This window comes from Flavobacterium sp. (assembly GCF_013823965.1).
Classification (GTDB): Bacteria; Bacteroidota; Bacteroidia; order Flavobacteriales; family Flavobacteriaceae; genus Flavobacterium.
The window spans coordinates 19,214-38,560 of the sequence record NZ_PNNA01000048.1 but is presented as its reverse complement, the minus strand read 5'-3'; the positions used below and the strand labels follow the sequence as shown (position 1 = coordinate 38,560).

At 35.7% G+C, this 19,347-nt stretch carries 16 protein-coding genes; 15 read left to right on the top strand and 1 reads right to left on the bottom strand.

Annotated elements, in window-relative coordinates; genetic code table 11:
• Positions 1 to 23 precede the first annotated feature (23 nt).
• From sprA to C0430_RS05565, 15 genes are all read left to right on the top strand, one after another.
• Positions 24 to 7,199: a cell surface protein SprA gene (sprA, locus tag C0430_RS05635; protein ID WP_290866379.1), complete on the top strand. Its 7,176-nt coding sequence runs from the start codon at positions 24 to 26 to the stop codon at positions 7,197 to 7,199.
• A 109-nt stretch (positions 7,200 to 7,308) separates the two neighbouring features.
• Complete coding sequence (gene gcvH, locus C0430_RS05630) at positions 7,309 to 7,689, top strand: glycine cleavage system protein GcvH (RefSeq protein ID WP_290866377.1); 381 nt, start codon at positions 7,309 to 7,311, stop codon at positions 7,687 to 7,689.
• On the top strand, positions 7,682 to 8,068 hold the full coding sequence (locus tag C0430_RS05625; RefSeq protein WP_290866375.1) for a VanZ family protein: 387 nt from the start codon (positions 7,682 to 7,684) through the stop codon (positions 8,066 to 8,068). Before gcvH ends, C0430_RS05625 begins: the two co-directional genes overlap by 8 nt.
• 28 nt (positions 8,069 to 8,096) lie before the next feature.
• Entirely contained in the window at positions 8,097 to 8,840 is a 744-nt protein-coding gene (gene deoC / locus C0430_RS05620; RefSeq protein WP_290866373.1) for a deoxyribose-phosphate aldolase, read from the top strand.
• 15 nt (positions 8,841 to 8,855) lie between these two features.
• Positions 8,856 to 10,979, top strand: a complete 2,124-nt coding sequence (locus C0430_RS05615) for a gliding motility protein RemB (RefSeq protein ID WP_290866371.1) — start codon at positions 8,856 to 8,858, stop codon at positions 10,977 to 10,979.
• 101 nt (positions 10,980 to 11,080) lie between these two features.
• A complete protein-coding gene (locus C0430_RS05610; protein ID WP_290866369.1) occupies positions 11,081 to 11,716 on the top strand; it encodes a hypothetical protein in 636 nt (211 codons plus the stop codon).
• Positions 11,717 to 11,808: 92 nt separating this feature from the next.
• Positions 11,809 to 12,480: a hypothetical protein gene (locus C0430_RS05605; RefSeq protein WP_290866367.1), complete on the top strand. Its 672-nt coding sequence runs from the start codon at positions 11,809 to 11,811 to the stop codon at positions 12,478 to 12,480.
• A gap of 155 nt (positions 12,481 to 12,635) precedes the next feature.
• On the top strand, positions 12,636 to 13,538 hold the full coding sequence (cyoE, locus tag C0430_RS05600; RefSeq protein WP_290866365.1) for a heme o synthase: 903 nt from the start codon (positions 12,636 to 12,638) through the stop codon (positions 13,536 to 13,538).
• 2 nt (positions 13,539 to 13,540) lie between these two features.
• Positions 13,541 to 14,128 carry a cytochrome c oxidase subunit 3 gene (locus C0430_RS05595; protein WP_290866363.1) on the top strand — a complete coding sequence of 196 codons (588 nt, stop codon included), beginning with the start codon at positions 13,541 to 13,543 and terminating at the stop codon, positions 14,126 to 14,128.
• Between the two features lie 42 nt (positions 14,129 to 14,170).
• Complete coding sequence (locus C0430_RS05590) at positions 14,171 to 15,196, top strand: cytochrome c oxidase subunit 3 (RefSeq protein WP_290866360.1); 1,026 nt, start codon at positions 14,171 to 14,173, stop codon at positions 15,194 to 15,196.
• A gap of 19 nt (positions 15,197 to 15,215) precedes the next feature.
• Positions 15,216 to 15,566, top strand: a complete 351-nt coding sequence (locus tag C0430_RS05585) for a cytochrome C oxidase subunit IV family protein (protein WP_290866358.1) — start codon at positions 15,216 to 15,218, stop codon at positions 15,564 to 15,566.
• Between the two features lie 77 nt (positions 15,567 to 15,643).
• Positions 15,644 to 16,285, top strand: a complete 642-nt coding sequence (locus C0430_RS05580) for a hypothetical protein (protein ID WP_290866356.1) — start codon at positions 15,644 to 15,646, stop codon at positions 16,283 to 16,285.
• Between the two features lie 12 nt (positions 16,286 to 16,297).
• Positions 16,298 to 16,984, top strand: a complete 687-nt coding sequence (locus C0430_RS05575; protein WP_290866354.1) for an SCO family protein — start codon at positions 16,298 to 16,300, stop codon at positions 16,982 to 16,984.
• A gap of 2 nt (positions 16,985 to 16,986) precedes the next feature.
• The gene (locus C0430_RS05570; protein WP_290866352.1) at positions 16,987 to 17,526 is read left to right on the top strand and encodes a DUF420 domain-containing protein; all 540 of its coding nucleotides are present in this window, start codon (positions 16,987 to 16,989) and stop codon (positions 17,524 to 17,526) included.
• An 85-nt stretch (positions 17,527 to 17,611) separates the two neighbouring features.
• A complete protein-coding gene (locus C0430_RS05565) occupies positions 17,612 to 17,800 on the top strand; it encodes a hypothetical protein (RefSeq protein ID WP_290866350.1) in 189 nt (62 codons plus the stop codon).
• A 19-nt stretch (positions 17,801 to 17,819) separates the two neighbouring features.
• On the opposite strand, the gene C0430_RS05560 is transcribed toward C0430_RS05565, so the two are convergent.
• Positions 17,820 to 19,226: a DUF4403 family protein gene (locus C0430_RS05560; RefSeq protein ID WP_290866405.1), complete on the bottom strand. Its 1,407-nt coding sequence runs from the start codon at positions 19,224 to 19,226 to the stop codon at positions 17,820 to 17,822.
• Positions 19,227 to 19,347: the final 121 nt, after the last annotated feature.

Sequence of the window (19,347 nt, the reverse complement as noted above, 5' to 3'; positions counted from 1 at the left end):
AATATTTTAAAAAGAACCAATTCGTGCGTAAAATTTGTACCTTTTTGTTAGTTCTGTTTGGCGGTTTTGTTTCCCAAGCCCAGGTGACGCCAGTGGCTCAGGATACGACCAATACTGGATTTTCCACAGGAAAAATTCAAATAAAAGACCCTCAAAGTATCCTTAAATCCTATGCTTTTGATCCTGCTACCGGGATGTATGTTTACACTAAAACCATAGATGATTTCCCGACTAATTATCCCACTATTTTAACGCCAAAAGAATACGAAGATTTAGTGAGAAAGGAATCGATGCGCAACTATTTCAAGCAAAAATTAGACGCTATTGACGGTAAAAAAGACGGTAGCGAAGATGCCAAAAAAGATTTGTTGCCCAGATATTATGTCAAGTCAGGACTTTTTGAATCTATTTTTGGCAGTAACACCATCGATGTAAAACCCACTGGATCCATAGAAATGGACTTTGGAGCTCGCTATACAAAACAAGACAATCCCGCATTTTCTCCCAGAAACAGATCTACCACTTCTTTTGATTTTAATCAAAGAATAAGCATGAGTTTGATGGGGAAAGTAGGAACTCGATTGAATGTCAATGTCAATTATGACACCCAATCCACCTTTGCATTTCAAAACTTGATCAAGTTGGAATATGCTCCTTCAGAAGACGATATTGTTCAAAAAATTGAAGTCGGAAATGTAAGCATGCCTTTGAATAGTTCCTTGATTAAAGGAGCTCAAAGCCTTTTTGGCGTAAAAACCAAATTGCAATTTGGCAAAACATCCATCACGGGCGTCTTTTCAGAACAAAAATCACAAACCAAAACAGTTGTTGCCGAAGGTGGTGGAACGGTTCAGGATTTTGAAATGTTTGCGCTGGATTATGATAACGACAGACACTTTTTTCTTTCGCAATATTTTAGAAATAAATACGATGCGGCCTTAAAAAATTACCCATTTATAGACAGTAGAGTCCAGATTTCCAGATTGGAAATTTGGGTTACCAACAAGCAAAATCGCGTCAATACCACGACAGGAAACAATCTAAGAAATATTATTGCACTTCAGGATTTGGGAGAGTCACAATTGACAGGTTTGCAAGACAGTGAGGTGGTTGTGTTAGACCCTTCCACGGGAATGTTTAATAAACCAGCCGATTCGCCTTCCGATAACTCGAATAATGATTACGATCCTGCGCAAATTGTTGCTGGAACAGGTTTGTTGAACAGTAATATTAGGGAAATAGCTACTTCAAGTGCTGGATTTAATACCACCGTCAATGAAGGAGCGGATTATTCCAAATTGGAAAATGCCAGAAAATTAACGGCAAACGAATACACATTTCATCCTCAATTGGGTTACATTTCGTTACAACAAAGATTGGCCAATGACGAAGTTTTGGCTGTAGCCTATCAATACACCATTGGGGACCAAGTTTACCAAGTGGGTGAGTTTGGTAATGACGGTGTTGATGCAACCATTGTTTCTGGAACCACTCCTTCGGATCAAGCCATCATCACGCAAAGTTTGGTATTGAAAATGTTGAAAAGTAATTTGACCAATGTCAAAAATCCGGTTTGGAACCTGATGATGAAAAACATTTATCAAATTCCGGGAGCATATCAGCTGAAACAAGAAAATTTTAGATTCAACATTCTTTACACCGATCCATCTCCATTAAATTATATCACGCCGGTATCCGGAAGTTCTTTTCCTTCAAGTCCGTTGCCCGAAAATGAAGTTGCCGAAACACCTTTGCTTAAAGTATTCAATTTAGACAAACTCAATTTTAACAATGACCCACAAGCGGGTGGAGACGGTTTCTTCGATTTCATGCAAGGATTGACCATAGATACCCAAAATGGTAGAATAATATTTACAAACAAAGAGCCATTTGGAGAATTGTTGTTTTCCAAATTAGCAAACATTGGTGCGGGAGAAAACTACAAAGATGTCAATACCTACAATCCAAATCAAAAGAAATACGTGTTTAGAAACATGTATTCCAACACGCAATCTGGAGCATTGCAGGATAGCGACAAAAATAAATTCCTTTTAAGAGGGAAGTATAAATCCACTGGTGGCGAGGGAATTCCCATTGGCGCTTTCAATGTTCCCAGAGGTTCAGTAGTTGTTACGGCTGGCGGTAGAGTTTTGGTTGAAGGAATTGATTATAGCGTGAATTATCAGTTGGGAAGAGTTCAAATTTTAGATCCTTCGCTTCAAGCTTCGAACACGCCAATTAATGTTTCATTGGAAAACAACTCTGTTTTTGGGCAACAAACCAAACGTTTTTTTGGAGTTAATGTGGAACATCAAATCTCCGATAAATTCTTGGTTGGAGCCACTTTCTTGAAATTAAATGAAAGACCATTCACGCAGAAATCTGGTTTTGGACAAGAATCGGTAAACAATAATATTTTCGGATTCAACACGAATTATTCATCGGAAGTTCCCTTTTTGACCCGATTGGTCAATAAATTACCAAATATGGATACGGATGTTCCTTCCAATATTTCGGTAAGGGGAGAAATTGCATTTTTGCAACCAGAAACGCCAAAAGGAGATAGCTTTCAGGGAGAAGCAACCATATATGTGGATGATTTTGAAGGTTCACAATCCACGATAGACATGCGTTCTGCTTATGCTTGGAGTTTAGCATCAACACCATTAAACGATGCAGAAAGCCAGTATAATTTTAACGCATCTGCCAACGATTTGAGTTACGGATTCAAAAGAGCCAAATTAGCTTGGTACACCATTGATCCCATATTTTACACCCAGAAACCATCGGGAATTTCAAATGACGATTTGTCGTCGAATACCACTAGAAGAATTTTTAGCGAAGAACTTTATCCGCTAACCGATATAGCACAAGGACAATCGCAAGTTATAAACACTCTGGATTTAAGTTACTTCCCTTCCGAGAGAGGACAATACAATAATAGCTCAAGCATTGATTCAAACCCAAGAGAAAATTTTGGAGGAATTATGCGTTCTTTAAATTCCACGAATTTTGAACAAGGAAATGTGGAATACATCCAGTTTTGGGTTTTGGATCCTTATGTGGGGAATGGTCAGATTCCAACTACGAATACGGGTAAAATCTATTTCAATTTAGGAGAAATATCAGAAGATGTTTTGAAAGATGGAAGAAAACAATATGAAAACGGACTTGGTCCAGATCAAATATTGGTTAATCCAAGACCACTTTGGGGTGATGTTCCGGCTTCTCAATCCTTAATTTATGCTTTTGATGCCAATGCCGCCAATAGAACCAATCAAGATGTTGGATTAGACGGTTTGGCCAATGCCAATGAAGGAGCAATCTACACTAATTTTGCCTCGCAACCCGATCCAGCAGCAGATGATTACACTTATTATTTGAACACTTCAGGAGGAATTTTGGACCGATACAAAAATTATAATGGTCTCGATGGAAACTCTGCCGTAGACATCAACTCTGCCAATAGAGGTTCATCTGCCGAGCCTGATATCGAAGACATCAACAAGGATAACACGATGAATACCATTAATGCCTATTATGAATACAGCATTGATGTGAAACCAAATATGGCTATTGGCCAAAATTACATTACCGATATCAGGAACACTCAAGTTACAATGAGCAACGGGCAAGTTACGGATGCCAGATGGCTTCAATTTAAAATTCCTGTTTCGCAACCCGAAAACACCATTGGAAACATATCCGATTTTAGATCCATACGTTTCATGAGAATGTTCATGACCGGTTTCAGCAATGAAGTGACCGTTCGTTTTGGAGCCTTGGATTTAGTAAGGGGAGATTGGAGAAGATACACCAGCACGCTCGATCCAAATGATGTAAATGTGGCTGATGACGGTACAAATTTAGATGTATTGGCAGTAAATATTCAGGAAAATAACGATAGATGCCCCATCAATTATGTTGTTCCTCCTGGAGTCGAACGTGAACAATTGTATAACAATAATACGGTTATCAATCAAAATGAACAATCACTGTCCTTGCGAATTTCAGGTGATGGACTGGAACCGGAAGATTCAAGAGCCGTTTTCAAGAACGTGAGTGTTGACATGCGACAGTTCAAAAAATTGAAAATGTTTTTGCACGCTGAATCCTTGCCGGGGGAAATCGCCTTGAGTGATGATCAAATGACTGGATTTATTCGTTTCGGAAATGACTTTACCCAAAACTTTTACCAAATCGAAATCCCGTTAAAAGTGACCATTCCTTCTTCTACAACGGGTACAAATTGTACTTCGTTGAGTGCTGAAGCGGTTTGGCCAGCAGAGAATGAAATTGATCTTTCGTTGGCATTATTGACCCAATTGAAAATTAAAGCAATGGGTATCGATCCAAACACACTTCCAGCCGATGGAATTTATTACCAAGACGAAGATGAACTTGATCCTTCTTTGGCAGGAAAATCCAATAAATTGAGATTGGGGATAAAAGGAAATCCAAATTTTGGATTGGTTCGTAATTTGATGTTGGGGGTAAAAAGTGATGAAACGCATCAAGACACAAAAGGGGAAGTTTGGTTCAATGAACTTCGAGTGGCTGATATGGATAACAGCAAAGGAATGGCTGCAATATTGAATGTTGATTCGAATTTTGCCGATTTTGCCAATGTTTCGGCAACAGGAAGAAAAAGCACTATTGGTTTTGGCGCATTGGAAGAAGGACCAAACGAAAGAAGTCGCGAAGATGTTCAACAATATAATATTGTTGCCAATTTAAGTCTTGGAAAATTATTGCCTCCTAAATGGAAAATCACTTTGCCGTTTAATTATGCCGTTGGAGAAGAAACCATAACGCCTGAATACGACCCGTTTAATCAAGACATCAAACTAAAACAATTGTTGGATTACACTGCCGATGCAACCGAAAGAGAAAACATCAAGAGCAGGGCGGTAGATTATACCAAAAGGCAAAGCATCAATTTTATTGGAGTAAGAAAAGAAAGAGGAGAAGAACAAAAACAACATATTTATGATCCTGAAAACTTTACTTTTTCCCAATCTTTCAATGAGGTAGAAAGACATGATTTTGAAATTGAGGATTATGTAGACCAACAAGCCAACACGGCCATTGACTATGCTTATAGTTTTCAACCCAAATCCGTTGAGCCGTTCAAGAAAACCGAATTTATGAAAAAAAGTAGTTATTGGAAATTGCTAAGCGATTTTAACTTTAATTATTTGCCGTCTAATATCACTTTTAACACGAATATCAACAGACAATACAATCGCCAGCAATTTCGTCAAGTAGACGTGGAAGGAATAGGTATTGATCCAATGTACAGAAGAAATTTTGCCTTTAATTATCAATACGGATTCAATTTTAACTTGACAAAATCCTTAAAATTAAATTATACGGCTTCCTCCAGCAACATTGTAAAAAACTACATGAACGAGGATAATGTGCCAATTGATAGTTTCACGATTTGGGACAGCTATTGGGATATTGGCGATTCAAACCAACACATGCAACAATTAGTGGTGAATTACGAGATTCCAATTGATAAAATACCGTTTCTCGGCTTCATAAAATCCAACTATAATTATACAAGTGACTACAGTTGGCAAAGGGCTTCCGTGGCAATGTCTGAAATAAACATTGGAGGAGTGGATTACAATTTAGGAAACACGATTCAAAATGCGAGCTCCCATATTTTGAATGCCACATTTACGATGGATACTTTTTACAAGTATATCGGTTTGACCAAAAAATCACAATTAAAGACCAGTCCTAAAGCTGTTGCGCCAAAACCAGGAGAAAAAGTGGCTAACACAAATCTTCAGGTTTCAAGGGAGAACAACTTTTTAAATGGCTTGGTGGGAGTTTTGACCAGCGTAAAAAACATTCAATCCAGTTATACTAAAAATAGCGGAACTGTTTTGCCTGGATATACACCAGGAATTGGATTCTTTGGTTCGTCAAGACCGTCGCTTGGATTTGTTTTTGGAAGCCAAGACGATATTAGATACGAAGCGGCCAAAAACGGTTGGTTGACGGATTATCCTGATTTTAACCAAAATTATTCCCAAGTCAGCAACGAGGTGTTCAAGACAACGGCAAATTTAGATTTGTTCCCGGATTTTAAAATTGACTTGACATTGGACAGATCTTATTCCGAAAATTTCTCGGAACAATATGACGTTAGCAATGGGCAATACAATGCAAGATCGCCTTATAGTTTTGGTTCGTTCTCCATTTCAACCATTTTATTAAAATCTTCATTTTTGTCAAGTGATGAAAATGGATCAGTTTCATTTGATGATTTTAGAGAGAATAGACTTATAGTTGCAAATAGATTAGCCATAAAGCGTGGAATAGATATTAGTAATCCTGCTAATATAGATGCTGATGGATTTCCAAAAGGATACGGAAAAAACAATCAAGCCGTCTTGTTGCCTGCCTTTTTAGCTGCTTATACAGGAGGTGAAGTAATGTTTGGAAATCATTCAAATAAAGGCGCGTCTGATGTTTCTCTTGGGATTTTCAAAAGTTTTCCAATACCCAATTGGGCTATAAAATACAATGGATTGATGCGTTATGCTTTTTTCAAAAAGAATTTCAAACGATTCTCCTTGCAACAAAATTACAGGGCTTCATACACGATTAATGCCTTTAGATCTAATTTTGAATATGATAAAACACCTAATGGAGTGGATGCCAGCGGTAATTTTTTAAATCCAACCATTATGTCAAACGTCAATTTGGTAGAGCAATTCAATCCGCTTGTGAGAATGGATTTTGAATTGGTAAATTCGTTGAAGGTTCTTACCGAGGTTAAAAAAGACCGAGCGTTGTCGATGAGTTTTGACAATAATTTATTGACCGAAGTAAAAGGAATAGAGTATGTGGTAGGTCTTGGATATCGAATCAAAGACGTAATTTTCTCCTCTCAACTTGCTGATAATCCCACAGGAATAATAAAAAGCGATGTCATCATAAAAGCGGATGTGTCTTATAGAAATAATAAAACCATTGTTAGATATTTGGATTACGACAACAATCAATTGGCCGGAGGGCAAAATGTTTGGTCTTTAAAATTAACGGCAGATTATTCTTTCAGCAAAAACCTGACGGCTATTTTCTATTATGACCATGCATTTTCTCAAGCCGTGATATCGACTTCATTTCCTTTGACAAATATTCGTTCGGGATTCACGTTGCGATATAATTTTGGAAATTAATAAAGTTTTGTCACAATCAGTGTGATAATAGCATTTGAAATAATACTTTTGGAAAAAATCTAAAACCTAAAATCTGTCCCTTAAATTTAGGGGCGTAAACTTAATTAAAATGAATATACCAGCAAATTTAAAGTACACAAAAGATCACGAATGGGTTAGCATTGACGGCGATATTGCAACAGTGGGAATTACGCATTTTGCACAAAAAGAGCTAGGAGACATTGTATATGTTGAAGTGGAAACATTGGATCAAACCTTGGAAAAAGACGAAGTTTTTGGAACTGTTGAAGCTGTAAAAACCGTTTCGGATTTGTTTCTTCCGTTGTCTGGAGAAATTATCGAATTTAACGATGATTTAGAAAGCAAACCAGAAAGCGTAAACTTGGATCCTTACGGAGCAGGATGGATGATAAAAGTGAAAATATCAAACCAGGACGAAATAGATTCTTTGCTTTCAAATGAAGCATACAAGGAATTGATAGGTGCTTAAACGGGTTTTTCTTTTCGCGGCATTATTTTGGACCGGAATAATTCTGTTTTTTTGTTTAATAAAATCAAGCGATATTCCTAAAGTAAACATCCAAAACTTGGATAAAGTGATTCATTCAGGATTTCATTTTGTATTTACGATTCTTTGGTTTTTGTACTTAAAAAAGAAATTTACCAGTTCAAACAACTTTAAACTTTTGACTTTTACCATAATTGGTTCTTTTGTTTTAGGAATAGCAATCGAATTAATGCAACAATATTTTACAACAACCAGAAGTGCTGATGTTTTTGATGTTTTGGCAAATTTATTTGGAGCTTTTCTTGCCGCATTCTCCATTATTTTGTTGAATGCCATCAACGGAATAGTTGATAAAATTTAATTTATAAAGTAATATTTTTAGTAAGCAAATGAATATCAAGCAATACCTAGATTCGACCTATTTAAAAACACCTGCGCAAGCTGGAATTAGCGAAGCGGAAAACACGATAATTGTCAAAAAATTTATTCAGGAAGCCATCGACGAGAATTTTAAACTCATCATGATTCGACCTGACATGGTTTCAATTGCCAGCACAATGATCATTGATGCCAATTCACCTGTTCAAATAGGAACCGTAATTGATTTTCCGGAAGGAAAAGCAGGATTAGAAGCCAAACTTGCCGAAGCAACCCAAGCCATTGCTGATGGCGCTGACGATCTCGATTTTGTTTGTAATTACGAAGCATTCAAGCAAGGGAACGTAGATTTGGTCAAAGAAGAAATTCTGTTGTGTACCCAATTAGGCTTGGCCAACAATAAAGTCGTAAAATGGATTATCGAAGTGGCGGCGCTAACCGACAAACAAATTATTCAGCTGTCGGCTTTGATAAAAAACATTGTCATTACTAATTTTAAAGAAGAAAATTTCGCTTCAGTTTTTGTAAAATCATCAACTGGTTTTTACAAAACAGAAAATAATCTTCCCAACGGAGCTACGGTTCCAACCATAATAATGATGCTCGAAAACGCCTCGCCACTTCCAGTGAAAGCAGCAGGTGGAGTGAGAACGTATGAAGAAGCTGTCGAAATGATTGGCCTTGGCGTAAAACGAATCGGGACTTCAGGGGCAAAAGCGATTGCTAACGGTGAAAAAACGGAAGGCGGTTACTAAACAAGAAAACAAAACATGAAAAAAGGATTGCTGACATTGCTTTTAACACTTTGCACTTTTGTGGTTTTTGCGCAAGAGTCAAATGAAAGTTCAAAACAATCTGGGTCTTCTGCCGAACGATTTCCTGTTTTTCCAAATTGCGAAAATTTAGAAGCGAAAGCATTGGAGAATTGTTTCTACAATCAGGTGCAAGATTTTGTTTTTCAAAATTTTGTCGTTCCCGAAAATTTGCTTCAAAACAATTTCAAAGGCAATATTAAGGTGCTATTTGAAGTCAGCAAAAATGGCGTTTTCAAAATAATTTACGTGAATGCCATCGATGATTTATTGATTAAGGAAACCAAAAGAGTCTTTGGAAAATTGCCAAATATAAAACCACCTACTTATAATGGGAACCCAACTTTTTCCCAATACAATATTACCATTTCCATACCTCTAAAAAGTCCTGAACAACTAGCTTCTGAAGCAGTTCTTGTTGCCGAAACAGTGAAAGCAACGCCTAAAAAACTTAATGAATTAGACGGTATTGTGTATAAAAAATTCAACAATCCACAGTTCAAAAGTCATTTGAATGTTCCTTTTTCGCACAGTTATTATGCACATTTTGATACTTCAATGAACCAAGTGGGCAGCAATAATCACACGGCTTCAAAACCATACACTTATAAGGAAGTTGCCAAATATTATGATCTCGCGGCCGAAAATGAAAAGCTGAAAACAAAGACTTCTGGCTGGTGGGGGCGAAAATTGTGGAATGAAAATTTGGTCGAAATTCAAGGCGAAGAGTATTGGTTTGTCATTAATCCGATTGTTGATTTTCAAGTAGGAACGGCATCCGGAAAAAAACAGGTGAACACGTTTGTCAATACAAGAGGAATCAATTTTAGCGGAGGATTGGGTTCGCAACTTAATTTTACGACCACCATTTTTGAGAGTCAAGGAAGATTTGCCGATTATTACAATCGTTATGCCGAATCCATAAAACCGGCCGGAGGAAATCCATCCATTATTCCAGGAATTGGAATTGCCAAAGACTTTAAAACAGATGCCTACGATTTTCCGTTGGCGGAAGCCAATTTAACTTTTGCTCCTGCCAAGTTTATCGATTTGCAATTGGGATACGGTCGAAATTTTATTGGTGATGGATACCGTTCGTTATTCGAAAGCGACGGAGCAAGTCCGTATCCGTATTTTAAAATCAACACCAATTTTTGGAAAATAAAATACACCAATACTTATATGTGGCTTAAAGATGTGCGTCCAGAAGTCACCTTGGAACGAACTTATGCCACAAAGTTTATGGCAAATCATTATTTGAGTTGGAATATATCGAATCGATTGAATGTTGGTTTTTTTGAATCCGTAATTTGGACGGATACCAATAATAGAGGATTTGACATGTATTTCGTGAATCCCATTATTTTCTACCGTGCTGTCGAGTTTGCGGCTTCTGCAAGAACGGGAAATGCTCTTTTGGGCTTGACCTATAAATACAAATGGAACAATCAGGTCAATCTTTACGGGCAATTTCTCTTGGATGAATTTTCTCTCGGAGACGTGAAAGCGGGAGACAATAGCTGGAAAAATAAATTTGGGTATCAATTGGGCATAAAATATTTCAATGCATTTCAAGTAGACAATTTGTTGTTGCAACTGGAATACAATCATGTGCGTCCTTATGTGTATTCGCACAGTGACCCAATCACGAATTATGGACACGCCAATCAAAACATCGGCCATCAATGGGGTGGAAATTTTGAAGAATTCGTTGCCATTGGTCGTTACCACAAAGGCAGACTTTTTGCCGATGCCAAAATAACGTATGGAGTTCGTGGATTGGATTTTGCCAGTTCTGGAGCCAATTCCAATTATGGTGGAAATATTTACAGGGATTATGATGTTGAGCGTTATGCCGACAAAGGCGTGAAAGTAGGTCAAGGAAACAAGAGCAATGTTTTTATCACGGACTTGCAAGCCGGATATTTGTTAAACCCAATGACGAATTTGAAACTTTTTGGCAGCTTTATTTACAGGAATTTTGATCCTTCACAAGATACATTGACGACTTTCAAGGAAAGCACGACTTGGTTTTCTTTGGGAATTCGCTCGGACGTGTTTAATTGGTATTTTGATTATTAGTAGTTTGTGTTTAAAATTTAATTATTGTTTTTTAATAGAATGCGAGAGAGGTTATATATACATATCAACGGCAATTTGCAATCCGTCTAAAAATCAAATAAATGGACAATTATAATTCAGATTTTAGAGAAAATAATTTTATTTATTTAATACGTCAATCACAAGAACTGTTAGAATTTGCAAAAGTTAATAAAAATTCAAGTGCTTTAATTTATGCTTGTCTTGATTCAAGAATTGCACTTGAAATTTTAGATTTGCATAAAATATTGCTGTCTGTTAATGAGGAAGAGCGGTTGTTAATCCTTGAAGATTCTAAGCCTAAAAATGGAATTTACGCAGTCAATAGAAAAATTGGCATTTTAAAAGAAAAATATCAAATGTTCTATCAAGCTGTATGTGAGAATTTGGATGTAAAAGACAAACATTATGACTTTAAAAATTCAAAAGACTTACAGCATAAATTAAGTGCTTATATTCATTCCTATTATATGATGGATGAAGATATTAATTTTAATTCTAAAATAATGCAAAAAGCATTTGTAATAATTTCTGAAACTCATAAGTTTATTAAATCATCACTTCATTTTGATGGAGAAAAATATATTTGTTATGGAATAAAGATTGGCACAATCCCAGAAGAAGATAAAATGATTTTGGAGGAATGGAAAAAGTCTACTAAGATGGAATATAAAGAATTGAAAAATAAACTTAAGGCAAATCTTATTTTGCGAGAATAATGCCTTCGCCAATCCTTTTAATAAGCAAAGCTTATCATTTACAAACTTCTCTCTTTTTGAAATAATAATTAATTGTTACAAATTAAATAAATATGAAAAAAGTAATCCTTATAATAGTATTATTTACATCCTTGAATAGCTATTCACAATGTACATTGCTAAATATTTTTCCTTTTAATTTTGGTCAAACTAAATTTGAGATTACTAAAATACTCAATTCGCCAAATTCTATTGGAAAACTGACTGATTTGAATTTTATTAATCAATATGGAAACAGATGGACAAAGTATGATTATTTAAAAAATGATAGTATATATAAAACTGATGTAAAATTAAATCATATACAAGATGAATGTTTTAATGGTAACAAGAATATAATTTGGTTAAGTCTTGCTGACGACAAATTGTATGAAATAAGCACGGTTCAAGAATATTCAAAAGATAGATATAATGAAATGTTGGAAGATTATAATAATTATTTAAATGCTTTTAAAAAAACATATCCTTATAAGAATTCTTTCACTACGTTTACATCTGATACCCATGAAAAAATAGGGGAAGGAGTTAGTTTTTACAAAGTTCCAATAGGGCAAAGAAATAAAGTTAAAATTGAGGAGGTAAGTATTTCATATAATATCAAATATAAATCTGTTTACAATAGTTATGATAAAAAATTTATAAGTACAAGTGAAATGGAATCCTGTAAGATAGAAATAAAAATCGTAAATCTTAAAGGAACTAAATTGACCAATCAAGCTTATTGATATTTTAAATCTCTCGAAATCAAAATGCTTTATTAAAATAATCAATATAACCACAACCCAAAAGCAGTGGTTTTTTTATGCCGTTTTTTTATTTGCCAAATCACTTTCGATAAACTACTTTTGCAAAAGTTTTAAAAAAACAAATAAACCAAACCTTGAACAGCAAGCCCAATACCCTTTCCGTAAAATCAATTTATACTGATTTCAAAGCAATTACTAAAGCGGGATTGGCTATTAGCGTCGTGTTTTCATCCATCGCGGGATTTTTGCTTGGGGTTCCAGATTTTCAAACCTTGCATTGGGTTATATTGTTGAAGTTGGCCATCGGTGGTTATTGTATGGTGGGTGCCTCGAATGCCTATAACCAAGTCATCGAAAAAGATTTGGATGCCTTGATGGACAGGACCAAAAATCGTCCCGTTGCCTCGGGAAGAATGCAGCCGAATGTGGCGTTGGTTGTAGCCAGTGTGCTTACCGTTGTTGGAATTGTTCTTCTTTATAGCATCAATCCAAAATCGGCGATGTTTGGCGCGATTTCCATTTTTTTATACACCAGTATTTACACGCCTTTAAAAACGGTGACTTCTTTGTCGGTTTTTGTGGGAGCTTTTCCGGGAGCAATTCCGTTTATGTTGGGTTGGGTTGCGGCCACTGGAGATTTTGGGATTGAAGCCGGTACCTTGTTTCTAATCCAGTTTTTCTGGCAGTTTCCTCATTTTTGGGCAATTGGCTGGTTTTTATATGAAGATTATGAAAAGGCAGGTTTCTTTATGTTGCCAACAGGCAAGAAAGATAGAGGAACAGCCTTGCAGATAATATTGTACACGATTTGGTTAATTGTTGCCTCGCTTTTACCGTGTTTGGGCTATACGGGACAATTGTTTATTACGCCCATTGCTGCGGTGTTGGTGTTTTTACTTGGACTTTGGATGCTTTTTTACGCAGTGAAATTGTACAAGCTAAGAACGGCAAAAGCCGCAAGAACTTTGATGCTTGTTAGTGTTTCTTACATTACTTTATTGCAATTAATTTATATATTTGACAAAATTTTAAGATAGTTATGACAACGACAATGACCGCCGAAGAGCATAAATCAAGAACAGCAAGATCATACAAATTGCTGTTATTGTTCGCCATAATAAGTATGATTATGATGTTTGCAGGACTTACAAGTGCTTTTGTAGTGAGCAAATCCAGAGTTGATTGGTTGAAGGATTTTCAATTGCCAACGGCTTTTTTTTACAGTACCGCAGTAATTATAGGTTGTAGCGTCACTTTTCATTTGGCCAAAAAAGCCATCCAAAAGGACAATCAAAAAGCGACAACATCATTTCTTTTGGCTACTTTGGCATTGGGAATATTGTTTGTTGTTTTGCAATTTGTGGGCTTTGGACAAATAGTGGCGAATGGTTATTATTTCACAGGAGCCGAAAGTTCGATTACTACGACATTTCTATATATAGTAACTGTTGTGCATTTGGCACATCTTGCCGGTGGACTAATTGCACTTTTAATTATCATTTACAATCAATTCAAACACAAATACAATTCGACTCAAACACTTGGTATTGAACTGGGTGCAATGTATTGGCACTTTCTTGATTTATTGTGGGTATATTTATTTTTATTTTTATTTTTCTTTAAATAATAAAAAATTGTAGATTTGAAAACTTTTTAACGAATAACTTTTATGGATACAGTTACTACTGCGAATAGTGGAGAAAAAACTTGGGGAGGCGCAAATGAGCCAATGGGAGCTAGTTATGGCAAATTAATGATGTGGTTTTTTATCCTGTCAGATGCTTTAACATTCTCTGGATTTTTAGCTGCTTACGGCTTTTCTAGATTTAAATTTATTGAAACTTGGCCTTTAGCCGATGAGGTGTTTACACACTTTCCATTTATGCATGGCGTTTCGGCACCAATGTATTATGTGGCATTTATGACTTTTATTTTGATTTTTTCATCAGTGACAATGGTTCTTGCCGTTGATGCTGGTCATCAATTGAAAAAACAAAAAGTTACCATTTATCTATTCTTGACCATTGTTGGAGGTCTTGTTTTCGTTGGTTCACAAGCTTGGGAATGGAAAAACTTCATCAAAGGGGAATATGGAGCCATAGAAACAAAAGGAGGAAGTCTACTTCAATTTGTTGACAAGGAAGGTCATCGTGTGGCACTTGCTGATTTCGCTGCAACTTTGCCCGAAGACAGAGAACAATTGACCAGGAATAAAGGAAAATGGTTTATGGAAGAAGCTTCTTTGCCATCTTATTCCGTGGCAGAAGTTCAAGCTGGTTTCAAAGCACATCCAGATTTATTGATTAGAACAGAGACTATTTATGAAGATAGCCCTGCCAGTGCAAAAGACACTAAAATTAATCACGAATTAACGAAACACAAACACAAAACAATTTTAACCAGAGAAGAATCTCAATTGCGTTTAAACGATGCAACTTTAGTTGTTGAAGGAGCAAACTTGACCAGAAATGAGTATGGAAGCAAATTATTTGCCGACTTCTTTTTCTTTATTACAGGTTTCCACGGATTCCACGTATTCTCTGGAGTTGTTATCAATATTATCATATTCTTTAATGTCTTGCTCGGAACTTACGAGAAAAGAAAAAGTTATGAAATGGTAGAAAAAGTGGGACTATATTGGCACTTTGTTGATTTAGTTTGGGTATTTGTATTCACGGTTTTCTATCTAGTTTAATTTACAAAAAGCAATTATTATGTCACACGAACACGTATCTAATACAAAAAGAATTTGGACAGTTTTTGGAATATTATCTGTAATAACAATTGTTGAGGTAATTTTCGGGATTATAAAACCGGAAGCTTTGCACATGAATAGTTTCTTGGGCTTGAATTTGCTGAACTGGTTATTCATTATTTTGACGATTGTAAAAGCATATTATATTGTTTATGCCTTTATGCATATGGAAGGTGAAAAATCTAATCTAAGATATTCGGTTATTCTGCCATTAATCTTTTTGGTAATTTATTTACTTTTTATCCTTTTAACTGAAGGAAATTATATTTTTGAGGTTTTTAAAGATAGCACTATCAAGTGGAATTTTTAACAAAATATTAATTCAAGAAAAAGGGTGCGCATTGCGCGCCTTTTTTTATTTTTGCATATCATATTCAGGCACGACCCATGAAAAAAAATATTGTTCTCTTCGTTCTTTTTGTTTTACCTATTGTTGCCTATCTTTTTTTTGCATCAGGAATAAACGGTTTCACTAAACTACCTGTTATCACGCCCAATGTTGCCGACTTTGGCAATTGGAAATCATTGGATAACCAAAAGATAAGTTTGAATGAAAAAATAACAATCCTTGGTTTTTCAGGTACCAATCTTTTAAAGAACAGGGGAAATTTTTTTAATTTAAACCAAAAAATCTACCAACGCTACCATACTTTCAAAGACTTGCAATTTGTGGTTTTGTGTCCATTGGGAACAGAACAAGAAGCCAAGAGTGTTGTAAATGCCTTGAAAGCATTTACAGATGTCAGTCAATGGCATTTCGTTTTTGCTTCTCCAGAAGAAATCAAGGCGTATTACGACCAATTAAAACTAGTCGATAAATTAGATGCTGATTTAGGAACTCCAAACGTATATATTATCGATAAAGAAAGAAATCTCAGGGGAAGAAAGGGAAAAAAGGGATATAAAGAAGGCTACAACACGTTTCATCCTGCCGAATTGAGCAACGAAATGCTGGATGATTTTAAAGTTATTCTATACGAATACCGTGCAGCACTCAAAAAAAATCACAATGCTTCAAAACGACTTTAACTTTTAGAAACAATGCTTAAAAACAAATCATACATCTGGATTTCTCTTGTTGTTCTAGTTTTTGGAATTTATGCCGTTCCGAAAATAATTGACAAAATTGAAAATAATGAAATTGTAAAAGGAGATCGTTTAGATAAAGTATCCAATTCCTCAAAAGAGGATGGTAAATTGGAAAAAATTGGTCCTGCGCCAAAATTTGAACTGCTCAACCAAGATAATCTAAAGATTAACAACGAAACCTACAACGGCAAAGTATATGTTTTGGAGTTTTTCTTTTCGACTTGTCCGTCCATTTGTCCAAAAATGAATCAAAGTATGCTACAAATTGAAAAAACTTTTTTTGGAAACCCTAATTTTGGCATCGTTTCCATTACGATCGATCCAGAACACGATACTCCAGCAATTTTGAAAGCACACCGCGAATTATTGGGCGTTAAATCATCAAATTGGAATTTTTTGACCGGAGACAAAAACTATATTTTTGATTTGTCAAATAAAGGATTCAATATTTATGCCGGACAAAATAGTAAAGTACAAGGTGGTTTTGAACATTCTGGATTGTTTGCCCTGATTGACAAAAACGGCAATATCCGATGCAGAAAAGACAATTACGGAAACCCGATTTTATACTATGACGGTCTGGACAAAAAAGGAGTAAGAGACATTCAACAAGACATAGCAATTTTATTAAAAGAATAAAGATGGAAAAGAATTCGTTAGAACAAAAATTCAGCAAGTTTATAGTATTAGTATCCATTTTGATTCCTGTTGTGGTGGCGCTTCTTTTTAGCGTAAAATTAAAAGATTTTGGATTTCATGTTGAGCCGCTTTCTTTTCTTCCGCCTATTTATGCCACAATAAATGGTGTAACGGCTGTAGTTTTGGTTGTTGGAGTATTGGCCATTAAAAACGGAAAAAGAAAACTTCACGAACAATTAATGACAACTGCAATTGCACTTTCGGTAGTTTTTTTAGTGATGTATGTTGCTTATCACATGACTTCGGATTCCACAAAATTTGGAGGAGAAGGAATGATTAGAAACCTGTATTTCTTTATTTTGATATCGCACATCCTTTTGTCCATTGCGGTGATTCCATTGGTTTTGATAACTTATGTTCGTACTTTGGCCGAAAAATTTGACAAACATAAAAAAATTGCGAAAATCACCTTCCCAATTTGGTTGTATGTTGCCGTTACTGGTGTTGTTGTTTATTTAATGATTTCGCCTTATTATGTTTAGTAAAGTTAAAAGTGGGAAGTTAGAAGTTAGAAGTGAAAAAAGGGAAACGAAAATCAAATTTTCTGTTTTCTGTTTTCTGTTCTCCATGTTCTTTTCTGTTGCTGCAAACGCACAATGCGCGATGTGTCGTGCCGCTCTGGAAACCGAAGGAAATGCAGTGAAGGCACAGGCTGTAAATGATGGAATTGTTTATTTAATGATCATTCCGTATTTGCTTGTTGGCGGAATTGGATATTACATTTATCAAATGAGAAAGAAGAAAAAGCAGGAATAATTGAATTTTTAAACTGAAATCACTTCAAGCCGTCCACGGCAACATTAACGGTTCCATTTACTTTTATAAAAGCAATAATCGCTTGGTTCGTCAATTGAATTTTGTGAAATTGAATGTCTTCCATTTTGCCATTGACAAAAACACCGGGCATTGGCGAATAATTTTTTAAATATGCCATCATGTTTTGCTTTCCTTCTTCCAAATTAGGAACGATGGAATAGCGACAACTTTCCTGAATTTTTCTTAAAACCAGTCCTTGCACCAGCCAGTTGGCAGTTCGCATTAATTTATTCTTGGTGTCCAAGGCATAATCCAATTTATCGAAATATACTTCTTTGGTCTGTTCGTTGTATTGTGGAAATCCCGTTAAATAAATTGTTCCGTTTACCGTTCCCAAAAGGTCTAAAGCAATCACCATTTTGTCGTTTTTGTGCCAAATGTCCACTTTTTGAATCTTTACTTTTTTGCTGCCGGAACCAAATTCTTGTCCGGAAAAATTCTTGGTCATTATTTTTGAAGCTTCCGCATAAGTAGAAACTGCTGCAATGTTTGCCGTGATTTGGTTCGGGATTTTGGTTACTGGTTTCAAAGCGATTTTTGTCGCATCAAATTTTGATTCCGGTTTGCCTCCAATCAAAGTTTCCATCGTGCATTTCATTCCCATTTCCATCAAAAAAGTGTCGTTTTTAAGTTTGGCATTGGTCGAATAGATTTCTACAGGAACAATTCTAAGCCAGCTTTCATAAGCTTCGCTCATTTGAAAAGGAGTGCATAATTTTTCCAAAGCTGCCAAAACATTGGGTTTGAAATCCATTGATTTTTCGATGGCGGCATCAATCTTTTTTTCGATTTTTGATTTAAATAGTTTAACAGCGGGATTGATGAGATAAGTAACGGGAACATTTTTTCCGAAGACGACCATTGTGGGACTTTCGTTCCAATCCAAAGATTTTAGCTCGGTTTTGGTGTTGAGTTTCCAATTGGCCAAACTAACATCGCTCACCAAAGTTACCACACCATTTAAGTTGAATTCTTTGGTGTTGTACAATTCAACGCCCAATTTTTTTGTGCCAATTCGGTATTTGACCAATGCTTTTAATGGTAACACCGTTTTAATTTTTCCACCGGCACTTTCTTTGTCATTTTCGATAGTTATGGGAGCCAACTTCCAAATTTTCATTTCGACAGCATCGTCTTCGATGTTGTTGTCTTCGTATATCAATCCATTCAATAGCGCATTGGTTTGGTTTTCGACATCCTTTAGTTTTACGCTAATGGGCAAATTGATAAAGGAAGGAGTGTTGTCATAAATTAATGGACTTGCGTTGTCTGGTTCTGGTTTTAGAGCCGCAATTTTATTGGATGTGGAACAACTCGAAAGCAAAAAAATGATTTGGAAAACAAGTAGAATGGAACGAAATTTCAGCATTTTATTTTTTGTTTGAAAAGGCAAAATTAGTAAAACAAATATATTTTAAGGTTAAACTGTAACATTTTCAATTGGAATAAGTCTTATTCACTTATATGGTATTAACGTTTCGTTATTA